This window comes from Pseudomonas sp. S4_EA_1b (assembly GCF_016307435.1).
Classification (GTDB): domain Bacteria; phylum Pseudomonadota; class Gammaproteobacteria; order Pseudomonadales; family Pseudomonadaceae; genus Aquipseudomonas; species Aquipseudomonas rhodesiae.
The window spans coordinates 32,798-52,180 of the sequence record NZ_JAEILC010000056.1; the positions used below are offsets into that span (position 1 = coordinate 32,798).

The 19,383-nt window shown below is 55.7% G+C and carries 24 protein-coding genes; 13 read left to right on the top strand and 11 right to left on the bottom strand.

Going from position 1 to position 19,383, the window contains the following annotated elements; genetic code table 11:
- Positions 1–44: 44 nt before the first annotated feature.
- Together YA0848_RS19000 and YA0848_RS36425 are read right to left on the bottom strand one after the other, a co-directional pair.
- Positions 45–1,631, bottom strand: a complete 1,587-nt coding sequence (locus YA0848_RS19000) for an Ig-like domain-containing protein (protein WP_083196218.1) — start codon at positions 1,629–1,631, stop codon at positions 45–47.
- A 149-nt stretch (positions 1,632–1,780) separates the two neighbouring features.
- The gene (locus YA0848_RS36425) at positions 1,781–2,545 is read right to left on the bottom strand and encodes a GIY-YIG nuclease family protein (RefSeq protein WP_065085935.1); all 765 of its coding nucleotides are present in this window, start codon (positions 2,543–2,545) and stop codon (positions 1,781–1,783) included.
- Positions 2,546–2,736: 191 nt separating this feature from the next.
- Here YA0848_RS36425 and YA0848_RS19010 point away from each other — a divergent pair, with 191 nt between their 5' ends.
- On the top strand, positions 2,737–3,435 hold the full coding sequence (locus YA0848_RS19010) for a GNAT family N-acetyltransferase (RefSeq protein ID WP_065085934.1): 699 nt from the start codon (positions 2,737–2,739) through the stop codon (positions 3,433–3,435).
- 728 nt (positions 3,436–4,163) lie between these two features.
- Here the strand turns inward: YA0848_RS19010 and YA0848_RS19015 are convergent.
- A complete protein-coding gene (locus YA0848_RS19015) occupies positions 4,164–4,460 on the bottom strand; it encodes a hypothetical protein (RefSeq protein ID WP_065085932.1) in 297 nt (98 codons plus the stop codon).
- A 204-nt stretch (positions 4,461–4,664) separates the two neighbouring features.
- On the opposite strand from YA0848_RS19015, the gene YA0848_RS19020 reads away from it, so the two are divergent.
- The 10 genes from YA0848_RS19020 to YA0848_RS19065 all read left to right on the top strand — a co-directional run bounded on the left by YA0848_RS19020 (position 4,665) and on the right by YA0848_RS19065 (position 9,435).
- Positions 4,665–5,120, top strand: coding sequence for a hypothetical protein (locus tag YA0848_RS19020; protein WP_065085931.1), 456 nt, complete (start codon positions 4,665–4,667; stop codon positions 5,118–5,120).
- Complete coding sequence (locus YA0848_RS19025) at positions 5,110–5,544, top strand: hypothetical protein (protein ID WP_065085930.1); 435 nt, start codon at positions 5,110–5,112, stop codon at positions 5,542–5,544. The genes YA0848_RS19020 and YA0848_RS19025 overlap by 11 nt, the downstream gene beginning before the upstream one ends.
- Positions 5,545–5,644: 100 nt before the next feature.
- Positions 5,645–6,022 (top strand): hypothetical protein, encoded by a 378-nt coding sequence (locus tag YA0848_RS19030; protein ID WP_232925137.1) that lies wholly within the window; start codon positions 5,645–5,647, stop codon positions 6,020–6,022.
- Between the two features lie 86 nt (positions 6,023–6,108).
- Positions 6,109–6,264, top strand: a complete 156-nt coding sequence (locus YA0848_RS19035; RefSeq protein WP_176707286.1) for a hypothetical protein — start codon at positions 6,109–6,111, stop codon at positions 6,262–6,264.
- 13 nt (positions 6,265–6,277) lie between these two features.
- Positions 6,278–6,814 (top strand): hypothetical protein, encoded by a 537-nt coding sequence (locus YA0848_RS19040; protein WP_065085929.1) that lies wholly within the window; start codon positions 6,278–6,280, stop codon positions 6,812–6,814.
- Positions 6,815–6,829: 15 nt separating this feature from the next.
- A complete protein-coding gene (locus YA0848_RS19045; RefSeq protein ID WP_141678528.1) occupies positions 6,830–7,270 on the top strand; it encodes a hypothetical protein in 441 nt (146 codons plus the stop codon).
- 20 nt (positions 7,271–7,290) lie between these two features.
- Complete coding sequence (locus tag YA0848_RS19050) at positions 7,291–7,872, top strand: hypothetical protein (RefSeq protein ID WP_065085927.1); 582 nt, start codon at positions 7,291–7,293, stop codon at positions 7,870–7,872.
- Positions 7,869–8,048, top strand: coding sequence for a hypothetical protein (locus YA0848_RS19055; RefSeq protein ID WP_065085926.1), 180 nt, complete (start codon positions 7,869–7,871; stop codon positions 8,046–8,048). The genes YA0848_RS19050 and YA0848_RS19055 overlap by 4 nt, the downstream gene beginning before the upstream one ends.
- Positions 8,049–8,342: 294 nt before the next feature.
- The gene (locus tag YA0848_RS19060) at positions 8,343–8,738 is read left to right on the top strand and encodes a hypothetical protein (RefSeq protein WP_065085924.1); all 396 of its coding nucleotides are present in this window, start codon (positions 8,343–8,345) and stop codon (positions 8,736–8,738) included.
- 100 nt (positions 8,739–8,838) lie between these two features.
- Entirely contained in the window at positions 8,839–9,435 is a 597-nt protein-coding gene (locus YA0848_RS19065) for a hypothetical protein (protein ID WP_065085923.1), read from the top strand.
- 162 nt (positions 9,436–9,597) lie between these two features.
- On the opposite strand, the gene YA0848_RS19070 is transcribed toward YA0848_RS19065, so the two are convergent.
- From YA0848_RS19070 to YA0848_RS19085, 4 genes are all read right to left on the bottom strand, one after another.
- Entirely contained in the window at positions 9,598–10,146 is a 549-nt protein-coding gene (locus YA0848_RS19070; protein WP_065085922.1) for a hypothetical protein, read from the bottom strand.
- An 83-nt stretch (positions 10,147–10,229) separates the two neighbouring features.
- Entirely contained in the window at positions 10,230–10,799 is a 570-nt protein-coding gene (locus YA0848_RS19075) for a LemA family protein (protein ID WP_065085921.1), read from the bottom strand.
- 4 nt (positions 10,800–10,803) lie between these two features.
- On the bottom strand, positions 10,804–11,910 hold the full coding sequence (locus tag YA0848_RS19080; protein ID WP_065085920.1) for a hypothetical protein: 1,107 nt from the start codon (positions 11,908–11,910) through the stop codon (positions 10,804–10,806).
- A gap of 73 nt (positions 11,911–11,983) precedes the next feature.
- Positions 11,984–12,901, bottom strand: coding sequence for a DUF6011 domain-containing protein (locus tag YA0848_RS19085; RefSeq protein ID WP_065085919.1), 918 nt, complete (start codon positions 12,899–12,901; stop codon positions 11,984–11,986).
- Between the two features lie 224 nt (positions 12,902–13,125).
- Here YA0848_RS19085 and YA0848_RS19090 point away from each other — a divergent pair, with 224 nt between their 5' ends.
- Positions 13,126–13,878 (top strand): GIN domain-containing protein, encoded by a 753-nt coding sequence (locus YA0848_RS19090; RefSeq protein ID WP_083196217.1) that lies wholly within the window; start codon positions 13,126–13,128, stop codon positions 13,876–13,878.
- Between the two features lie 14 nt (positions 13,879–13,892).
- Here the strand turns inward: YA0848_RS19090 and YA0848_RS19095 are convergent, their stop codons facing one another.
- The 4 genes from YA0848_RS19095 to YA0848_RS19110 all read right to left on the bottom strand — a co-directional run bounded on the left by YA0848_RS19095 (position 13,893) and on the right by YA0848_RS19110 (position 18,362).
- A complete protein-coding gene (locus tag YA0848_RS19095; RefSeq protein ID WP_065085916.1) occupies positions 13,893–14,450 on the bottom strand; it encodes a hypothetical protein in 558 nt (185 codons plus the stop codon).
- 512 nt (positions 14,451–14,962) lie between these two features.
- Positions 14,963–15,580 carry a hypothetical protein gene (locus tag YA0848_RS19100; RefSeq protein WP_176707285.1) on the bottom strand — a complete coding sequence of 206 codons (618 nt, stop codon included), beginning with the start codon at positions 15,578–15,580 and terminating at the stop codon, positions 14,963–14,965.
- A 79-nt stretch (positions 15,581–15,659) separates the two neighbouring features.
- Positions 15,660–17,741, bottom strand: a complete 2,082-nt coding sequence (locus tag YA0848_RS19105) for a hypothetical protein (RefSeq protein ID WP_065085914.1) — start codon at positions 17,739–17,741, stop codon at positions 15,660–15,662.
- Positions 17,742–17,765: 24 nt separating this feature from the next.
- Complete coding sequence (locus tag YA0848_RS19110) at positions 17,766–18,362, bottom strand: YpsA SLOG family protein (protein WP_065085913.1); 597 nt, start codon at positions 18,360–18,362, stop codon at positions 17,766–17,768.
- Between the two features lie 242 nt (positions 18,363–18,604).
- Here YA0848_RS19110 and YA0848_RS19115 point away from each other — a divergent pair, with 242 nt between their 5' ends.
- Complete coding sequence (locus YA0848_RS19115; protein WP_065085912.1) at positions 18,605–19,354, top strand: hypothetical protein; 750 nt, start codon at positions 18,605–18,607, stop codon at positions 19,352–19,354.
- Positions 19,355–19,383: the final 29 nt, after the last annotated feature.

The following is a 19,383-nucleotide window of genomic DNA, read 5'->3' on the forward strand; positions in this document are numbered from 1 at the left end:
AAATGAGTCAGCAGGTGGCAGAATGTCTGCCACCCCCCAAATCCTCAATTTGAGACAGAACCCCTTGTGACAACGGGTACGCTCTCGGTCGTGCGAGTAACCATGCGGCCCGCCTGTGTAGGCTGGTCGTTCACCGGAGTGACGACCACAGTCACCACGGTCGGAGCCGACCATGCTCCTTCCAGATCCTTTGCCCGGTAAGACACTGAGGTGGTGCCATTCCAGTCCACTGCTGGCGTGAACAAAAGGCGGTCGCCCTGGATCGATGCTGAGCCGCTTACTGCTGAAGGAGGGGTGACCATTTCGAAGACGAACGTCTGGAGGCTATCAATGTCGGTAGCCTTCAGTGTCACTGCTCCCGGTGTGTCCTCGGGCAGGGTGAGTGTGAGCGGAAGCGCAACAGGCGGGTCATTCACTGGGGTTACAGTGATCGCGATCGTCGCCACGTTGGACCAGGCGCCGGCGTCGTCCTTGGCTCGGTAGGTAAGGCTGGTGGTCCCGTACCAGTCTTCCGGCGGGGTGTAGGTCAGTTTCCCACCGTAGATTGAGGCGAACCCATGCCCAGGCTGGCTGACTACTTCGAAAGTGAAGCTCGAGCTGTCGATGTCTGAGGCTGAGAGTGTGAGTGTCGCCGGAGTGTCTTCGGCAGTAGTGATTGATCGGCCAGCGACAGCTGGTGGATCGTTCACCGGGCGAACGATGATGGTGACAACTGCTGGCGCCGACCACGCGCCACTGGAGTCTTGAGCTCTATAGGTCAGGGTGGTGGTGCCATTCCAATCCCGAGCCGGATTGAAGGTCAGTGTGGAACCGCTGAGTGAAGCGTTACCATGCGCAGCGTTAGGCTGAGTGACTATCTGGAAGATGGTTGGTGCAGGTGAGTCAATGTCAGTTGCCGTGAGTACCACGCTGCCCGAAGTATCTTCGTCAGTGGTGAGGGTTTTGGCTTGAGCAACCGGCGGGTCGTTCACCGGTGTGACGGTGATGGTGACTGTAGCGGTGTTTGATACAGCACCTTTCGAGTCTGTTGCTCTGTAGGTGAGGCTGGTGGAGCCGTTCCAGTTCGGCTTCGGATAGAACAGTAAGGTCGAGCCTGCAATCGAGGCTGTGCCGGCCTCGGCGCCGGGCGATGTGATGATCGTAAAGGTGTGCGTATCACCAGCATCAGGATCTGTGGCGGACAGGGCAATCGAGCCGGTCGCATCTTCGGCTGTTGTAAGGCTGCGGTTGGCTACGGTGGGTGCAGAGTTGAATTCCCCGCAGAGCTCGTACTCGGTCCAGTTACCTGAGAACGCGCTGCTTCGACTGCTGCCGAAATAGTAGGACTTCCCGCCGGCGGTAAACGCGTGAGAGCCCCAGTTCTGCGGCTTGCTGCTTTGCGGGCCTTTGATTGTGAACCTGGACCCATTGATGACCGCGTTCCAGTCGTGGCTGTTTGAGCCGTCGCAGATCTCCGTTTCGGAGTAGGTGCAGTCGGCCATGTAAACGTAATTGCTTCTGTCGTACAGGCAGCTGGCAGCTTCAGAGGCTGTTGATTGGAAAATCAGGAGTGCGAATAGTGGTGCGCCTGTAAGTGGCCATCCGCTCCTGGCCCGCTTGCCCTTGCCCAGCGAGATTATTTTCAATGTCATGGTGCCCCCTGCAATCAGATTGAGGGCACATGATCATCCGTACGAAAAGCCTTTTTAGCTCAATCCGTACCCCAAAGAGGGAAAAACTAGACAGATCTGTCTACATGTGGAATCTGTCCCAGGGTGGTTTGTAGTCGGAGCTCCTGATTTCAGCTGATTTGCTGCAGATCGTGGCTCAACTCCAGGGGCTGCTGAGGGTTGATCCCTGAAGGTCGGACAGTATTGAAACCCGTGGTAACGCTGTTCAGGGTTTCTATCCAATGCCGCTCTCGGTCATAGATGTAGGCGGCTTTATCTTTGCAGTCTTCAGGGAAACTGATGCTTTCGAGCACCGTGTATTCCCAGTCAGTGACGGGCGCAGCACGAAGTGCCTCATGGAATTTGCACCCGGTTGGCGTGCACAGATGCTGCCACCACCTCAGGGTGAAGGGTTGTGTTGTCTGGCCTACATAGCTCATGCCGGTTGACCGCTGCCGGATTTGGTAGATCACTGGGGGCAGTTTGCTTTCCCCCGCCAGGCGGTATTCCTGGACGTCTTTCAGTTTGCCGGCGTCGGCGCATTTCTTCGAGCAGTAGTCCTTCCCTTTGAAGTCGGCGTGCGCATCGTTGTACTTGTCGATAAGTCGGAAACCAGCCCCGCATTCCTTGCAGTTTGTCTGGCGGAACCGGCGAAGGATGTACTCGTTGGTTGGGTCAACCTCCTCGATCCTAAGCAGATAGGCATGCTCATCCATGTCCTTCTTCAGGACCCGGAGAGGGAAGGTGCGGCTGTATTCCTCCTCGATCAGTTCTTTGGCCTTTTTCTTATCAGGAGCACTCACCAGGCCGCTATAGACTGGAGGCCAGGCCCATTCATAGGAGGGAACATACTCAGAAGGTTTTTTTCCCTTAATCGTGTAGTAGAAGTCAGGCACTGAAATGCTTCCCTAGGTAGTCAGCGATGACTCCGATTCTGCATGCCCTGGTGAATATGCAATCTCAAATTGGGCCCGTGGCCTGGCCGTGTTGCGGTTTTAAGGTTTGGTGAGAAATTTGTGGCTAACCGCCAAAGGAGTGAAAATCTTCACCCATTGGTCCAGGCCACCCTGATTAGAAAGGCGACAGCATGAGCTTTACGATCACCCATGTTCGGGACTATCCCGGACCACATATTGCCCTCCAGGTTGTTGAACTGGCGGTAGAGAACCTCACCGATATCACCCTCCTGGCAGTACCGCCGAGCAACCTGATGTACGAGGTCTATAAGCACGCGATCGGCGTAGAGATTGGCGTGTATGTCGAGCATATTGGCCAGACCGGTGACATCAAGGTCGGAATGGTTCAGGCCACAGACGAAGCTGGTGCGTTGATTGGGTTCCTCATTTACCTGCCAGTAAATGGCTGCCCTGATGCCTGCGGCGTGACCTACATGGCTGTCTCCGGCCGGCGCCGGCGTCAGGGTATCGCGCGCGCGATGGTTAACGAGATGCTGGCGCTGTTCCCACATGCGGGACTGAGCTGCTCTATTGAGAAGGTGCCGTACTACGAGGCGCTGGGGTTTCAGGTTCTGGATCGCCGTGACAACCAGGTGTACATGAACACTCGGGATTACACGGCCGCCGGGATGATGGGAACACTCAATGTGGCTCCCATCTATGAATCACCGGTGGTGCAGCAGATTCAGGACGAGATAATCAGAAAGTATGGGCGCCGGGCTCTGGTTGATGCGCAGAAGCAGCTGGCTCGCAGCTATGAGCGAGGGCAGGCCCGTGCCGAGAAATTCGTACGCGAGCACCTGGCTACGAAGGCAGCGGAAGTGGGTTGAAGAGGTCGCTGGGCGGCCGCCGACTGGTGGCCGTTACAGCAGATCGTAGCACCCGGTCTTGATCTTGGACTCAATGCAAGCAAAGGTCCGCTCGGTTGAGCCTGTCGTTTCTTTCGTGAGAGTCACCCCGTCACCAAGCGCAGCTGATACCGCTCCACGTACGTGGAAGCTCCCTACGTCAGTTACCAGCGTGGTCGAAGTCGAAGAGGACGTCTCATGGAGATGAATACTGGTGATGTTGCCGACTGCTGTGCTCACGGCGGTCTTTGCGAAGATCCTGGCAGGGGGAGCGCCAGAGTAGTCCCTGGTGCTCGCCCAGGTGATGAACATAGCGAGCAGAAGCGCGACCCAGGGGAGGAGCACGTAGTTTCGGTTTAGGGGCTTGCTTCTGATAGACATGACGGGCGTCTCGGCTACTGACTTTGATCAGAAGTATCTTCGCAGTCGAGAGAAGTAATCATCAGGCAATCAGCCCCGTAAACCGGGGCTAATAGGGGGCGGCTGTTTATTTGCCTGCAGCTTGTCTAGCGACAGCGAAGTACCCGTACACGTAGTCACCTATTTCACTCCCCGTGGGACTCTGCCACTCACATTCGCCATCGTTCCAGAGAAGGTCGCCAGACTTGATTCTGGCTTCCATATCCTCAGCTGACAGCAGATCGTATCCATCAGGTGGCGGTGCGGTATCTGTCATCGCTTCATGTCCTTTAGCAGGGCTTACCTCAAAGTCAGGTTGGCAGCTCACTCGCGAACGGATGCTGGGGGCCTGCATAGGCGTATCCGATGACGCGATGGATTGGAATCTCCAGCGGTTCAGGGATAACCCCGGCAAAGCTGAAAGTCAGAAGAGCCCCAGCTTTGAAGGTTTCGGAATCCACGATTTTCCCCTCATGGATCGATCCGTTATCCAAGAGAAATACCACTGGCCCGTAGCTGTTCGGCGGCAGGCCGCTCTTGAAGTTGAGAGCAAACGGTAGTTCCCCGTCGCCCATCACCAGGGGCAGTTCATTGAGCGAATTTTTCATGGAAGGCCTTCTGATTGTTGATCGGCCTAAGGCTCTCATTTTTTGCTGGAACTGCAAGAGGCCAGACCAGCATGCGAGGTTGACTTACAGGCCCGGTTCCAGGGGCGGACAGATGACTTGCGGTTTCAAAAAGGATGGGAGAATTGAGTGTAGATGGCTGCTTGAGAGTAGCCCCTGAACGGTATCCTCTTGGGGAGGAAAATTATGGCCAAGGTTCGCCGATTCTATGCACCAGGTCTTGATGGCTTGGCCCGATCCAAGGAGTTCGCCCTCCGGGAGATGACTGAGCTGGTACTGGGTTCGGATTACGACTCCCTTGCGAAGGAGCTTGCATCCAATGAGAGCGAGCGGTTGAAAGAGAAGCTTCGAGCAGACGAGGCGGAGCGTGCCCTTGTCTCTCTCAGGGACCAGCTCGAGGCGCTAAAGGTGTCTTCGGTAGCCGCGTACGCCGTTGTTGGTGGCGACGATGGCGGACCGACGCAGAAAATGTCTGTGGCTGCAACTGATGGCGTCCAGTACGCGGTTTTTGGAAACAAGCCTTCGGCGGAAGACTGCAAGCAGGGGGCCGGCGAGCAGGTGTTGCTTGTCCGAATAGTCGATGGCGTAACCCTCGACCAAATAGCCACCCAACACAAAGGAGATAAAGATCATGACCGGTAAAGAGCACCTGAAAGGACACATTTCCTTCGCTGACATGGTGAGCACCCATATTGCGGCATGGCGTGAGGCGCTGACAGACACGCTCATGCTCAAAGGCGATCCGGATGACCGTAATTTTATCGAGCATGAGCTCAAGGCCCTGGATGACATTGAGGCAGCTCTGGAGATCGAGTTAGGCGCAACCGCTCAAGGAGTCGTAGCCGAGACGGGGTCGGATGAGTTGAAGGTCACGAATAAGATCCTGACTGAGGCGTTGGTACCGTTTGCTCGGTATGAACAAGCTCGAAACGGCATGGGTGGCAACTCGCCCAAAACTGGAGCTTTGTGGTGCTGCTCGGATCGATCTGGTGATCGCGAAATCACCGTAGAAGACATGCAAAAAGCCCTTCGCCTGGTTGAGGAGCACGCGGCTACAGCGCTCTAACGCTGAGAACTGCGAGAGACAGTTGCATTCTTTGGGAGTGCGAGAGAATGCAGTCTGTAAGTCGCTTGAAGCGCTATTGAATTGCTAAGAGAGGATGCTCATGCAGGTAGACAAAAGCGGGATGTATGTTTCGTACGGGATGCCCGTCGACCCGAATGCCCGGACGAAACAAAGTCATCCGTACAGCTACGACCCGATCACCCAATTCCTTGATTCATCGGTGAAGCCTAACGGCACGATCTATACCGATCGGCTTCTCCAGTGGGACTTCAAGAAGCATGACCTCCTGTGCGAGAAGCACTTTGGCAATCGCGGCCAACGCTGGGAGGGGAGAGCCCCGAAGAAAATCGAGGCGTTCCTTCGTGATTGGTGCGAGAACCAAGGTCTTCAACTGGCCGCGGTGATTGAGTACTGCAACGTTGCTACTGGTTATCCAACCTGGCGGCTGGACTATTTTCAGCCTGAAAGCGATGCCTGACCCTGCTTCATAGAAGGTGTCAGATCCAATCGTCACAAGGGATATCTCACCCCGACTTTTCAGGGCAGGAAACTGGAGACAGAAAGATGCCAGACAACCTGAAGAAACTGCTGGAAAGCATTCCGCAGCAGCCGCAACGTCAAGATTCCACCAATGATCAGTTGCGCGACCTCAGGGCTTTTGCAAATCGCCTGGGCTTGTATGACGCCGCTGACCTAATTCGAACGCTCACTTCCAAATAAGGCGATCCACCCAATGAACCGTAAATCCACTGATGTCGAGGGCTGGGTCGCCTTTCCAGTGAACGATCCCGCCTGGAAGAACACCTTCGAAGGCGGGATGCTGGTCAAGCTGGTGGTCTGCGATAACCGCGACTTCGATACCCAGCTCGGCGTTTGCTGTGGCGCCAATGTATTTGACGTGATGAGCGAGACATTTGTAGGTGATGACAAATGCCCGCAACCTCTGTCGCCGATCGTCGACGAATCCGATCCTGAAGCCTTGCTCGCAGCGCTGGCGGCTGAGCAGAAAGCGCAGGGTGAATGGGTTTCGCGGCATTACCCCCGGTATGCCGATGCCTCGGTGCAGGGAATTGAGCAATACACGTCGCGGCCTTACGTCGCGGCTATGGTCATCGGTTCTACTGGGTGGTCCGGTTCTCGCGTTGAGGACCACCAGACTTGGGTCTGCACGTTTGAAGACCTGACTGAAGAGGGTAAGGCCCTTTATCGCCAGCTCCAGAAGCTTTATCAGGGCTGTGACATTCACTTGCTGACTTTCCTTGATACCTGAAGGTGGACATGCCGTATGGACAACCGACAACTCGACATTACCTCTGAAGGAAAGGCTCCTCTTGAAATGGCGCTGAGCATCGCCTGGCCGGGGGCCGTTGGTGGCAAGGCTACTCACTACAAGGAGATCAACCTTGCTACAAAGACTGACTACTACGGGAGCCCGACCAGTAGCCACAGCGAATCGCAGGTTGAGTCCGAGAAGGGGAAGAAAACGCTCGTTCTCCTATGGAAATCTGAGCAAGATGCTTTGGCGCTTCCGTACCCTCTTGACCTTAAGGAGGCTGTCAGCTTCGTCGCTGGTTGGCTGAGAAACGCAGATTATGGTCGTGAGCCTGGCCACGATGGCAGCAACGGGAAGGGATGGCGTGTATTTACCGAGGCCTGGGGGCACGTGGCCGGACATCGCTGCGCGATCGTGGCCGTTCAGCCAGCTTGGGCTATGTATGGGAAGTGACGCATTAAGAGGCGCTTAGCATGGCAGTGTACTTCTACGGGGAGGGCGACCATCCGGCCGGGTTTGTGGGCTACCGAGTTGTGACCACGATCGGAGAAGCTGATCTACTCAGGCAAAGATACTTCGCCCTATCGCAGTACAGTCCTCGTGAAGCATCGCATTTGGCTGATGAGCTGGATGCAAAATGGCGGGCTGAGGCAGAAACTGTCAAAAGGGAAAACCGTATCCGCCGTGGGCGTGCCAACGGCGGGCCAGGCATCATTGCAATGGGGCTTCGGGCAGCGTTCAGAGTTGAGCGTGGACGGAAATCGCACTACGGGACGTACGTCACTCCCTGCTTCATCGTTGGATATCCTGGATATGGCAAGGGTCAGCAGGTTTTTGCCACCACGGTGCACGGCTTTGAAGAGGCGTTCGAGAAGGCGGTTGACCTCTTTTGCAAAATTCACCTCTTGAGCGCCAGCGAGCGTGAATCGCTCATGCGCAGACGGCCGACTAAAACCCTTTTCTGTCACGCGCTTTGGCTGAACCTTCTAAAGAAGGGACACATCATTACGGAGGCAGAAGTGAAGGGCAAACTAACGAAGGTGAAAGAACGATGACCGAGTTTGAGTGCTTCCTCCCATGGGTGGATGGTCGGCCTTTGATTAACGCCGTCGGCTCATCGGAGAACGAATGTCACGCCAACCTGACCATGATTGACCTTTCCGATGAGGAGTTGCAGCGAGTCCAGATACTGCCTGCAACGATCAAGTTGAAAGGGGCGGCGCCACAGTAGAGGTCTCGATCCATTTCCTTGCATATCTGCCGGCCCATGGGAACCTAGCAGCAATTGCTATTGAGGGTACTGACTGTGGCTGGCATTGATGACTTTGTGGAAGAGGTACGGCGAGATATCACGCGGTTCCAGGCTGCTTGGCATGCTAAGCACAAGGAGGATCCCGAGCGATACCCTCTAGAACTACCCGCGGATAATGAAGGGCTGTGGTTCGAGTTCTTCATGGATTTCATGACCAGCGGGAAAGAGACCCTCTAAAATAGAGAGACCTCGCCTGTTCCCTGGAGCATCCTCATGAAGTGGCACCTGATCGAATCCGTGTCACTCGATAAACCGGCTCTCGGTTCCCCCTGCAATGGATGCGGCATCTGCTGCATTGCCCAGGTCTGTGACCTGGGTGTTGCGCTTGGCGACGATCAGAACTGTAAGGCGCTTCTACAGCGGTCAGAAGGCACGTTCTCCTGCGGCCTGGTGGACGATCCCTACCGCTTCATTCCGGAAGACGACCTATCCAAATGGCAGACTCTCGACCAGATGAGTGGCGGGACTGCGGGCGAGCAAGCGCTCAAAAGTCTTTATGCTGAGATGCTCGGTGCTGGCCGCGGTTGCGATAGCGATGACGAGGCCTTGCAAGAATGCATTGAAGAGGCGCAGCGCTTTTGCCAACTGCCCCTGAGCCTTCCTTTCTAGACCGATCGTCCCCCTGAACCCGCCCAAAGCCATCTACGAAAGGCGTGCACTGGGAGGTAGGCTGTAGTCTACTTCTCCGATCTTTTATGGGAGGCTCAACATGAAGAGCATCTTTGAGCGTTTGGCGCAGGCGCTCCAGGGAAACGCGGAATATCTCGCTGAGCTGCAACGGATTCGTGAAGCATATGACGCTGGCGTCAACCAGGTTGACGACGTTCAGGGCTTTGTAAAGCGGCTTCGGTTTGCTGGTGCTCTCGAAGCGACCACTGCAGGTAGCATCGAAATCGACTTGCTGTTTGTGGCTCCGCTAGATACTGCGGCAGGGGCGCAAAAGGAGCCGCTCTACGCACAGAACTCGATGCTTGGTGCAAGCAGTCCGATGGACAAAGAGGGTATGGTCTGGCAGCTGGAACAGACCATCAAAGATCTGCAGCGTCAGGAAACCACTGAGTTCAGGAGCCGCTATTTCGGCGAATGCCTGGCCATGCACAAAACTCTGGCAATGATCGGATGGCTCGATGCTGCTGAAACCGACAGCCTGTACCTGCAGATCGTAAAAGCTCACGAAAAGGCCATCGGGCAATGCCTCGACGCTGGCGAGCCAGTTTCACCTGAGGTGCTTCAGAAGGAGTCCTACCGGCGCCAGCAGGCAGAGGAGAGGTATGCTGCGAGCCAGGTTCTAGGGGCTTCAGATTGAAGGTGCAGATTTTCTCAGGAAGATCTATCACGGATGGGATTTTTAGTGCCGTCATGGCCTTGGCCAACGATGTCGGCCAGGGTGTGGTTGTAGCTGAATAGGCAAAAGAAAACCCCGGCTCTGTTGGAAGCTACCGGGGTTATTTACCAGCTTGCTGGGCGATCAAAAATCTTCAGGCCGCTCATACTCCACGCTGGGATGTGCCGAATTAAGCAGCGAGAGATTGGTCTCTTCGCAGCTCAGGCGATTCCGGGCCTCCTCCAGCTTCTTCTCCAGGTCTTCGATCCAGCGACGCGTGTGCACTGCGCCAAGCGCTGCGCTCCTCTTTGCCCAACGAACAACCTGGTCGCGATCGCCTGAATAGGTGTTCTCGTACTGCAGGTCCCCATCATGAGTGATATTGGGGTAACCCAGGGCCTCGCAGTGCTTTTCCAGGATCTCGGCACCCTTGTAGGTGTATACCGGGATGGAGCGGGCGAACTGGTCGGGGGTCTCCAAAAGCTCTCGAAGCTTTGCAGGATCCGCCAGCATTTCCGCTTGGTAGCGAGAAAGGTCCTTGTTGGAGTGGCTATCGAGCTTCTTTACGAGCTGGCCATCTGGTCCAACGACGATTAGGTCAGGGATGTAGCCGGAGCCAATACACAGCCCCTGGGGCTGCATGTGGACGATATGCCCGATTTGGTAATGTTCCTTTACTGCCTTCCAGCCCATTTGACTGTCCTCAGATTCGATGTTGTATGAGTCAGCGGCCAAAGGCGGCCGCTGCAGACAATGTCAGTTCCAGACCAGGCGGTTTAGAAGTTCGGGCGGTACTCGAAGCCCGCAGATGCAGCTTCGTCGGTGAAGGGGTTGATAGCGGTCTTCTTGTTGAGGAAGCTATTCACCAGGGAGCCAGGGAACATTTGGATGGCATTGTTGAAGCGCTCGACCTCTCGGTTAAAGATGGTGATAGAGGCCGCGACGTTGTCCTGCTTCTCAGAAATCTCGCGCATCAGGCTGTTGACCACTTCAGAGGCCTTTAGGTCAGGGTAGGCCTCAAACGCGACGCGCAGGCCGCCCAGGAGCTCCTTGGTTTCCCGTTCGACCGTTTCCAGGGCATCGCCATTGGCTTCCTTGGGAAGGCCGCTGATTGCGCTCCGCAGCCGGGTTACTGTCTCAACTACTTTGCTTTCGTACTCTTTGAACAGTTTGGCCTGCTCAAGGAGTGCCTCGAGCACTTTCGTCTTGGCACGCTCGAATGCCAGAACGTCAGACCAAGCCCGTTGTGCACGGTTATGGCCGCCGATGATGCCGTTGTAGAGGCCGATGGTGGATAGAACTACGAGCGCCACGACGGCTATGGTGATGATCACGGAGATTTCCACGATTTCATTGCTCCTGAATAGATGCGGGGGTTGGGATAGGGGTGAAGTTGTCGTCGTGCTGCTCAGCCAGCCTGTGCACCAGCTGGAGGACGGTAGTGAGATGAGGAAGCTGCACGCCTTTGGCGATTTCCTCATAGAAAGCATCGGGATCAGCCAGGGACGTCTTCATCGAGTAGTCGAGCAGGTTGTCGTTGCCAAAGCTGACACAGAGGTTTCCGTCTTGGGAGAACTCGAGATTTGCGCTGGCCAGGTAGCGCGGCAGCTCTAGGAGGGTCAGGACAGTGGTTGGCTTAGCGAACTTCGCACAATCCATCTCAGTCGGCCCCGTGAGAGTGAAGTAGCTGTTGAAATCAGTTGAGGTGGTTTCCCAGCTGGTTTTACGGTCGATGTCCGACATGCCATCAGCTCGAACTGCGATTCCGCGTACCCATGGGAATCGAAACACGATGCTGTAGCGGTCAAAGTGGTCGTAGACCGTTTTAACCACGGTTCTATATCCGCCCTTTCCATCAGACACACGTTCAACGACGACACGCTTGTTCACGTAATGAAGGTGATGGAAGACATACGGGATGAGGTGCAAAGCCCCCTTGTATGTGCCCCCAAGCGACAGCTCAATCTCCCGGCTGTAGTTGCCGCGGTGGTAGTCCGCGAACTCAGCCATCAAGCGGGAAAGGATCTTCTCTGGATTCTTTCTGATGTGCTTGAGGCCAAGAGTGAGGTAGGACGACATCCGTGCTATGCGACGCGAGAGGTCTGGAAGCATGCTGGAACGGCTTCCGATATAGGTCAGTGCAGAGAGGGTAGATACCACTCCAAACACCGCCGGCACGATCTGGATAATGGTGTAATCAATGCCCGTGAAGCCGATCAGCCAGTGTCTAGCGCTCTGCGGCGCCCAGAGCATGAGCCAGATAGCCAGAAGTAGGAATGCAGCCCCGACCCCGGCCAGGATCCCAGGAGTGGTGTTGTCAAAAGTAAGCGGCCCTTTGAAGTCGCGAACCTTCTGAATAGCCGCCAGCAGGTCATCCTTGCTTGCGGCCGAATCCACGTCGTCGCTGACGGTATTGATCAGCTCGAGCAGCTGCTTGTTGTGGGTCGGAGATCCCATCAGTTCGTTTCTCCGTCGCCGACGGTGTCAGCAACCTGGTTGTTGGTGTTCAAGGTGGATTGAGCCTGGAGTGCTAACCGAAGAAATTGCTTGCGCAGATTGGCCCGATCCCGGCCTCTATGGAGGCATGGTTTGTCAGTTCTCGGCCGCAGCAAGAGCAGGAGCCAGTTCGACGGCCATAGGCGACTGCAGACTCCGCCGGCGCTCCACAGGAAACGAGTATTGCGGCCTCCAATTCACCTGAGACGTCCCGGCTGCGATAGAACTTCCCACTGGTGATCCGGCCCAGGTACTCGCCCGCTGTGTCTTTCAGGTATAGGGAGCCTGCCCACTTCCCCTTCTCGCTTGCGAACGAAAGAACAAAGCCCACGTCGCCGGCAAGAAGCCGAATTTTCGGGTGTTTGATGCCGTTGCCACGTGCCCGATCCATCGCGGTTGTGACCGCGCTCATGTCGAGCACCGGTAGGGCTTTTACCCGCTCTGCTTCTGCTGCCTCGCGCTTCTTCCTTTCCTCCTGTATCGCTTTGAAACTGGCAATGCACTTTTTGCCGGCAGCGATTTGCGATTCGGAAAGTTTCCCGCACCGCTTGACGTCATCGCGTAGCGAGATGGCATACGCGAAATCTGTGTCCCGCCACCACTCGGCGAACTCAGGATGCAGAGCCTCGAAGGTCTCTAGGTTGGCAGTCTGTTTCTTTTCGCGATTAGCGGCGGCCTTAGCTCGGGCTGCAGAGCGCTGGGCAGCAGTGGTTTTAAACGTGAGGGTTCCTTTGCCATTACATTTCAGGCACACGATTCCGTGCTCGGAACGGTGGTGGTAGCGGCCGGACCCAAAGCATTTGGGGCACGTCTCAATGATCAGGTCAGCAACGGCCGCTACTGATGTGTTCTTCGATGCGGCTTCGATCGTCGGAGGCAGCTCGACGTGGACAGGAGCGCTGTCAAATTCGTCCAGGTCATCAAACCCCTGAAACCCAATGTCCTCGCTCATCGAGCACCTCTATTTGCCGAAGGATTCATGTGCATGAAGTGATTTTCCACAATGTCTGGAAAGTGCAAGGACTCCACAGACCCCAACAGCACATGCTGTGAAGGTATGTCTAAATCAGTGTGTCAGGGGCGCAATCCGGCCCTCTCCTTGGTGCGAATAGGCACGCGCTACCGAAACGACTTTGAAAGACTGGGGCATCGTTCAACTCACAGGTACTTGAACCTATGACCGCTTCTCTTATGGGCCCCGCACACGAAGAAAACGAATGGAAAGCCGCCAATGGTTATGTGAAGGAGGAGCGCCCTGTTCAGCAGGTTCGAAAGCTGCTCGTGATAGGCGCAGTCAACGTCGTCTTCTTTACCGGCTCCAAGCCGCAAATGGTTGTAGCGGGCGAAAACCGGGACGTTATCAACCGTGTCAAAACCTATATTGATGGCGATAAGCTGGTCATCGAGCAGGAGGGCGTCACCATCCAGGGCGGCGGTGGCCGAGTCCACGTTTCGGGTTCAGGCAACATTGTTGCCGGCGGTTCGATTCACATTGGCGGGCGTGGCGGGGTGTCAATGAGCTTTGGAGGCTCATCTGCGAATGTAGTGGTTTCCTCGGGAGGTTGCCTTGTAGGCCTGGCGTTGCCAGAAGCCCCTACGGTGGGCATACAGGGGAGCGGTGAAGTCGTCCTGTATGGACTGAACCAGCAGACCCTTGAGATCAGCATCCAAGGGTCCGGCGATGTAACAGCCTTCGGGCGGGTCGATGACCTCGAGGTTGAGATCGCCGGCTCTGGTGATGTAGATGCCAGTGATCTTGTTGCAGCAGCCGCAAGGCTTTCGATCGCGGGCTCGGGAGGCATTGATGCGCATGTCACTCGGTCTGTGAAAGCCCGGATTGCCGGGTCTGGGGATGTCGTCGTACGCGGGAACCCGGCGGCGAGAGACCATTCCGTTGCTGGTTCGGGAAAAGTGAAGTTCAAGGGGTAGGCCGGTAGGCCTTTCTACTTGCGGCGCCTGAACACCTTGATCTTGTCTAGCCGCGGGGTAGGGTACCGAAGCATCAGGGTCATCTCAGGCACCTCCTCTACGGCGCTAAAGAACGCGTCAGTGGCGCAGCCCCCAAGGAACGGGGGAGAAGTACTGTAGTCCGTTACCTCCCCAATGAAGACGATCAGGGCGTCGTGTCGCAAGGAGGCTAGAGCTCGGTGCATCTCCCCCGTGGTCGTAGGCCAAGCAACCAGCAGTATGTCCATCCAGGCGCCGTACTTCGACACGGCTTCAATCACACTGATTTCTTCAACTTCGATGGCATGGCCAAGCATATCGCTGCCGTCGTGACTGCTTTGCAAGCTGGTAGCTATAACTGGAATGCCCTGCTCCCGGAGGAGGGCGCTGAGGTGACCGCGGCCGGCAAACACCTCCAGGACATTCTTGCCGTCGAGGAAAGTCGCCAAGCTAGAGATCAGCGGCTTACTCAAGTAGGCGTAAAGACAAGCGGCACGCTGCGCAGCGGCGGTGTCGTAGCAAACTCCTTCGGGAAGATCGTTGAAGCTGAGCACCCTAGCGCCTCCGGGCTAAAGAGTTGCTGACCCAACCTGATGCCCTTTGCCATACGCGGTGCCCAAGCTGCTTGGCGGACCGATCTCCAAGGAGACCGGCAAGTAGACCTCTCCACCAACAAACGATCAGATCAGTCTTTGTGGGCTCAGCAAGGCCGTAATGCTGGTACACTTCAGCAGCCACACACCTGCTGTGTTCTGCGCTGTCCAGTGCGTTCTTCAGGACCCTGGTAAGAGATCGATTCACTGCTGCTTCAGCAACGTTTTGAAGCAGCCTCCCGTCATCTGAGTCCCCTTAGGTACTCGTGAAGTCATTTCGCGGTTTTGGCCATCCGGTTTGAAGACCTCACCATTGGGTAAGGTGATGATGCACGTAGGCGAATCCAAGTGAAGGACCCTGTAGTCAATCTGATCCACGTGATCAGGCTTCAGCAACCAGAGTACAAGGGCTAGCGAACCGAATGAGGCCACACAGGCAGCAAACAGGGAAATCTTGCTTCTTGCCTGCATGCTTATTCGTCCTTCAGGCGTTCAAGCCTGCCGAACAAAGGCAACTCCATTAGGTACGCCTCATCGGGTCGGTACTGGCTGTTTTCCAGGCTGCGTAAAATCTGCATGGCGAGACTAAGCCCTTGTTCTTTGGGGATGCGAATGCGGACAAGGTCGGGGTAGTGCGACTTGCCGTCAGCGACAACCATTCCCTCTTCCAGGGTAAACACGTGGTCGCGCAAATCTGGAGCCGCAACCGTTTTCTCGGGGCTCGATGCCTTGATATCGGTCCCCTCCAGATCGCAAAGATCATTCGCCATTTTTTCGAGCAGGGCATGCTGGTCGATGAAGCTTGGGATTCGAGCCTTCCATACTGCTTTGTTGTTGTCTGCCTGCCGGCGATCGCGGTCATAGACCTTGATTACCAGCTGAAAGAACCACCAGTCGCCCCGGTGCCAGGCCTCGTATTGTTCCTGGGATATGGGGTACTCGGCGTTAGGGCTGACCTCAGGAGTTGCCGCTGGATCAGGAAGGAAGCTGATTTCCAGCGTGAGCCCGCGGTGCTCGATGTAAAGGGTGGTCTTCTCGTTCTGGTGCATCGAAATGGCGAGAAGAATGGGCTGATGGCGCGAGCTGGTCATGTGCTGCTCCGAGATAAGGTAGTGGGCTCGATTATGTCGCATCCTGGGGGAATGCAATACGAAGTGCCTGATACCTACATCAATTCGACCGATCTTTGCTTTTCCATTGATCGTTGTAACTCCGATAAATAGTTCGATCAGATGGTAGTTGCATCGATTTTTGGATGTTGTTTAGTGCACGTTTAGAAAGGCACAGCCGGATCTTAAAGGCCGAATGAGACTCCCAGGGGTTTGTGAGAGCCCAGGCCACCGGATCGATCCGGTCGAGGATGTGGTTTCCTCTGGATTCGGTCCGGGCACGCCAGTGTTGAAGAACATCAGGAAGCTCACTGTGTGGTACGCCCGCGAGGAACGCCAAGTCACTGGAGGTGTGTGGGGTCAGGTACAGGCTGTAGGAAGAGCGAGCGCCAGTTATATGGCAGGCATGAGCGCTTGCAGAGTTGATCCACCCCTGGCTCAAAGTGTGGTCGTGATTGATGTACAGGCAGTTTTTGTCGTACTCCGCCTTGTCGTACAGTTTCGCGATGCGGTACCGAGCCATGTCCTGGCCAATCCGTGAATGGTTGTCCAGTCCCAATTTTGCGTCATCGCGGCTGCAGTCAAACCAGACCTCATCTTGTGTGGCCAGCGCGTAGAGAGTTCCCACATTCGCAGCTAGGCGCTCCTCATACCATTTCTTGATGTCTTCCTTGCGCTCTGTGTACTCAGCGTACGCAAGGCGCTTGATCTCACGGGCCAGGTTGTACCGAGCGATGAACGCACGGTCGGCCAGGATCTGTTCTTTCGAACCAAAGCCGGCAGTGTCGAGCTTGTGGAACTCGTAATACTGGGTGTCATTGCGGCTGAAAACACTGTTTTTGAGGCGCTGGAGTTCACCTGATGAAATGAGCTTCAACTCATTGGAGCGTGAAGTCACATACGCAGAAACGTCACCGCTTCCCATCAGGTTCATCAACGCTGGATTTACTTTGGCGCTGTAGCGGTCGACCATCCACTGATTGTGGTCCCCGCCGAACTCCCCGATTGCCTCTCGGACTGCATCGTCAGGGTATGCAATCTCCTGGACGTTAAGCTCCTTCGCCTGGATTCCTTCGTATTGAACGACAGGTAGCCCCGCCTGTTTAGCGTGCTCGATAAGGGTGGATTCGATCTTCACCATGTCGCCGGTGTAGGAGAGCTGAGCGGGCTCGATCGGCTTTCGCCAAAAGCGTTCGACGATCAGCTCGAACATCAGCGTGATCCAGATGATTTCTTCTGGCATCAGGTCCTTGATGGGGGAGAGCGGGAAGGCCGTTTGGTTGAGAGGGGCTATGGCGTTTCCGAAATCCTGCTTTTCGATCCAGAGGCTGCCTGATTCCTCGTCGTACTGATAATTCATCAGGTTGTAGGGAAACCAATTCTGCACGACACGCTTGCCGAAAGACTTGTCCGGCCGCCGGGACATGTATGCCTGCAGCGGGTGAGAGTGCTGAGCGATGTCTGAAAGAGTGATGACGTTGCCACCATTGCGGATGGCGAAGACGAAGTAGCTTTGGTAGTCGTCGGGAGTGCGGATCAGGTTGAGTGACACGCCGGAGGGCGCTTTGCACACAGCCTGCAGCATCGAGTTGATGTTCCAGAACTGATAGACCTCCCGGTTGTAGACTGGCTTGAAGGACTCATCCTCGGTAGCGCCAACCAGGAAATGGTCGACGCGTAGGCGCTGCATAGATTTGAGGGCGTCACGGCGCAGGAAGGCTATATCGTCCTGCTGCTCAATCAGGGTCATGACTTCGTCACGGTCGGCGTGGTAGTGCCGCACAGCCTGGCGAGTTACTAACTGGAAGTGGGACAGGTCCTCGAGCATTTCCTTGTCGTTCATGATCGAGAGCAGCTTTTTGATCTGTGCAACAAAGGACTCGACCCGTTCAGGCTCGTTCAGGAGCTCGTTGAGCTTGAAATGCGTGTGCTCGATGAAATGCCTCGAGAAGTAGCTGAGCAGCAGGAAGCCTGTGATGTTAGTTTCATCCAGGTCAAGAGCCTCTTTGATGGCCTCGCTCATCGAGTGGACGGCCCATTCAGAGAGGCGCCCAGAGAGTTTGAAGCTACGGCGGTCTTCATCGAAACCGGTCACAGCCACCCAGAGGTTAAGTGCTTCAACAAGGCGTTCATGCTTGGTCATCGTCGATGCTCTGTCAGGATCGGTCTAGAAATTGAAAGTCGATTGGGTGCCCAACTTTCTATGGGGCTGAGTGGTGGAGCAAAGGTCGTTGCGTAGTGAGACGAGATAGCCGTCTATTTGCTGCTGAATCTCGAATGGCGTACGCGCGCGATCGACCTGGTCGAGTCCGCGTTGCAGAAAGCCTTTTGGGAAGTAGCCCAATGCCGGGATGGAGAGCTCACACGCAGCTACCAGGCCGGCCAGATCAGCACCCGTCTGGCCACCGCTACGCATCAGCTGGATTGGTACGGCCTGGCATGCGGCACGTACCGCCAGGTAGATCCAAAGGTTGACGCTTTCTTGGGTCCACCCGTGTTGGGAGAGCGTGTATATGCCGTTGCCAGCCACGTTGAGCGTTGAGGCGCCATGCTTGCGCAAACTCGCCGCCAAGATCATGCCGGCCTCTTCCGCTGGGGTGGTGAGCGGTATCGCGATATATCGCTTCCCGGCGGCCTTGTGGGTGAGGCGCTCACCCGCGGTACCGAAGTCCGAGGCAAAGGCAACTGTCAGATCGGCAGACTCAGCATTCACGAGAGTCCGAGCTCGATAGCCAGGAATAGGATGTTGCTTAAGTGTCAGCATGGGAGCGAAGTCCAGAATCAATGCTGTCAGTCTCTCATTTCCCCCAGATATGCAAGCCGGCGTTGGGCCAGACTGAGGGCCTTGAATGGTCCTTTGCGTTTTGGGAAGATGCAGGCTCTTGTGTGTGCCGATGCCGGTGCACCTTGTCAGCTGCGCCTGCAGCACCATTGGCCTAGTGCCGCAACCCATCGGGGAGCCATCCCCGCCTGGGTGTGGTTCTCCCTTAATCTGTGGAGAGAACCATGAACCAAGTTAAGCCCACCAAGACCCTGGAACTGACCGTAGAGGTAATCACTCGCTCGACTGTAAAGGTCGTCGTAGAGGTTGCTGAGGAGGTCGGCCTCAGTCGCTATGGTGAAATTGGAAAGGCCCTTTTCGGCGCTATACCTCAAGCGATGTTCAACGTTGTCGAACGCCGTTTCGAGCGTGTCTCGTTCGACAAATCCGATGAGCCTGCAACCGTCTCCGTAGCAGAGGATTGTGAGGGGGCGCTTCGGCTTTCCAAGTGCGTTGATAAGGTTGACCTGGTGCTGGAGGAGTGTGGCAGCCTCGACGAGGATGGCCATTTTGTCTTCTGTGCTGGGCATGACAACAAGCGTCAACCAGTGATCACCTGGCCGGTAAACCCGAACAGCGTTGTCGGTGTAACGGCGAAGGTCACACCATTCACCGAAGATAAGAAGCAGATCGTTCTGGCGCGTTTGGCGAAAGCTTTTGCGCCTGATGCTCTTCCTGAAGCACTGGAGGTTACCTTCCAAGAGTTTGGGCAAGACGAGCTTAAATTCGTGGATGACGGTGAAAGCTATGCAGAAGTCCTCCTGGTTGCTTCGGTGAAGCGCTCGGAGTTTACGTATAGCAGCTGGGATGAGTTTTCCAGCTTTGCTTTCGGCATCTTCGATGAGGATCCGTGCAACCTGATTGCTGCGGATATCCGCGTAGCAATTGATCGCTATATGGCTGAACGAACTGTGGCCACCCACAGCGTCGCTTAACCCCTTCAAAACCCCAGCGGGATTTAGCC

Bases quoted from the DNA above. Each gene is read 5' to 3' on its own strand.
- YA0848_RS19110 (WP_065085913.1), bottom strand. From the start codon at position 18,362: ATGCTGACACTTAAGCAACATCCTATTCCTGGCTATCGAGCTCGGACT.
- YA0848_RS19115 (WP_065085912.1), top strand. From the start codon at position 18,605: ATGAACCAAGTTAAGCCCACCAAGACCCTGGAACTGACCGTAGAGGTA.
- YA0848_RS19045 (WP_141678528.1), top strand. From the start codon at position 6,830: ATGGACAACCGACAACTCGACATTACCTCTGAAGGAAAGGCTCCTCTT.
- YA0848_RS19100 (WP_176707285.1), bottom strand. From the start codon at position 15,580: ATGACCAGCTCGCGCCATCAGCCCATTCTTCTCGCCATTTCGATGCAC.
- YA0848_RS19050 (WP_065085927.1), top strand. From the start codon at position 7,291: ATGGCAGTGTACTTCTACGGGGAGGGCGACCATCCGGCCGGGTTTGTG.
- YA0848_RS19025 (WP_065085930.1), top strand. From the start codon at position 5,110: ATGACCGGTAAAGAGCACCTGAAAGGACACATTTCCTTCGCTGACATG.
- YA0848_RS19035 (WP_176707286.1), top strand. From the start codon at position 6,109: ATGCCAGACAACCTGAAGAAACTGCTGGAAAGCATTCCGCAGCAGCCG.
- YA0848_RS19070 (WP_065085922.1), bottom strand. From the start codon at position 10,146: ATGGGCTGGAAGGCAGTAAAGGAACATTACCAAATCGGGCATATCGTC.
- YA0848_RS19065 (WP_065085923.1), top strand. From the start codon at position 8,839: ATGAAGAGCATCTTTGAGCGTTTGGCGCAGGCGCTCCAGGGAAACGCG.
- YA0848_RS19080 (WP_065085920.1), bottom strand. From the start codon at position 11,910: ATGGGATCTCCGACCCACAACAAGCAGCTGCTCGAGCTGATCAATACC.
- YA0848_RS19060 (WP_065085924.1), top strand. From the start codon at position 8,343: ATGAAGTGGCACCTGATCGAATCCGTGTCACTCGATAAACCGGCTCTC.
- YA0848_RS19105 (WP_065085914.1), bottom strand. From the start codon at position 17,741: ATGACCAAGCATGAACGCCTTGTTGAAGCACTTAACCTCTGGGTGGCT.
- YA0848_RS19040 (WP_065085929.1), top strand. From the start codon at position 6,278: ATGAACCGTAAATCCACTGATGTCGAGGGCTGGGTCGCCTTTCCAGTG.
- YA0848_RS19010 (WP_065085934.1), top strand. From the start codon at position 2,737: ATGAGCTTTACGATCACCCATGTTCGGGACTATCCCGGACCACATATT.
- YA0848_RS19015 (WP_065085932.1), bottom strand. From the start codon at position 4,460: ATGAAAAATTCGCTCAATGAACTGCCCCTGGTGATGGGCGACGGGGAA.
- YA0848_RS19090 (WP_083196217.1), top strand. From the start codon at position 13,126: ATGACCGCTTCTCTTATGGGCCCCGCACACGAAGAAAACGAATGGAAA.
- YA0848_RS19030 (WP_232925137.1), top strand. From the start codon at position 5,645: ATGCAGGTAGACAAAAGCGGGATGTATGTTTCGTACGGGATGCCCGTC.
- YA0848_RS19000 (WP_083196218.1), bottom strand. From the start codon at position 1,631: ATGACATTGAAAATAATCTCGCTGGGCAAGGGCAAGCGGGCCAGGAGC.
- YA0848_RS19055 (WP_065085926.1), top strand. From the start codon at position 7,869: ATGACCGAGTTTGAGTGCTTCCTCCCATGGGTGGATGGTCGGCCTTTG.
- YA0848_RS19085 (WP_065085919.1), bottom strand. From the start codon at position 12,901: ATGAGCGAGGACATTGGGTTTCAGGGGTTTGATGACCTGGACGAATTT.
- YA0848_RS19020 (WP_065085931.1), top strand. From the start codon at position 4,665: ATGGCCAAGGTTCGCCGATTCTATGCACCAGGTCTTGATGGCTTGGCC.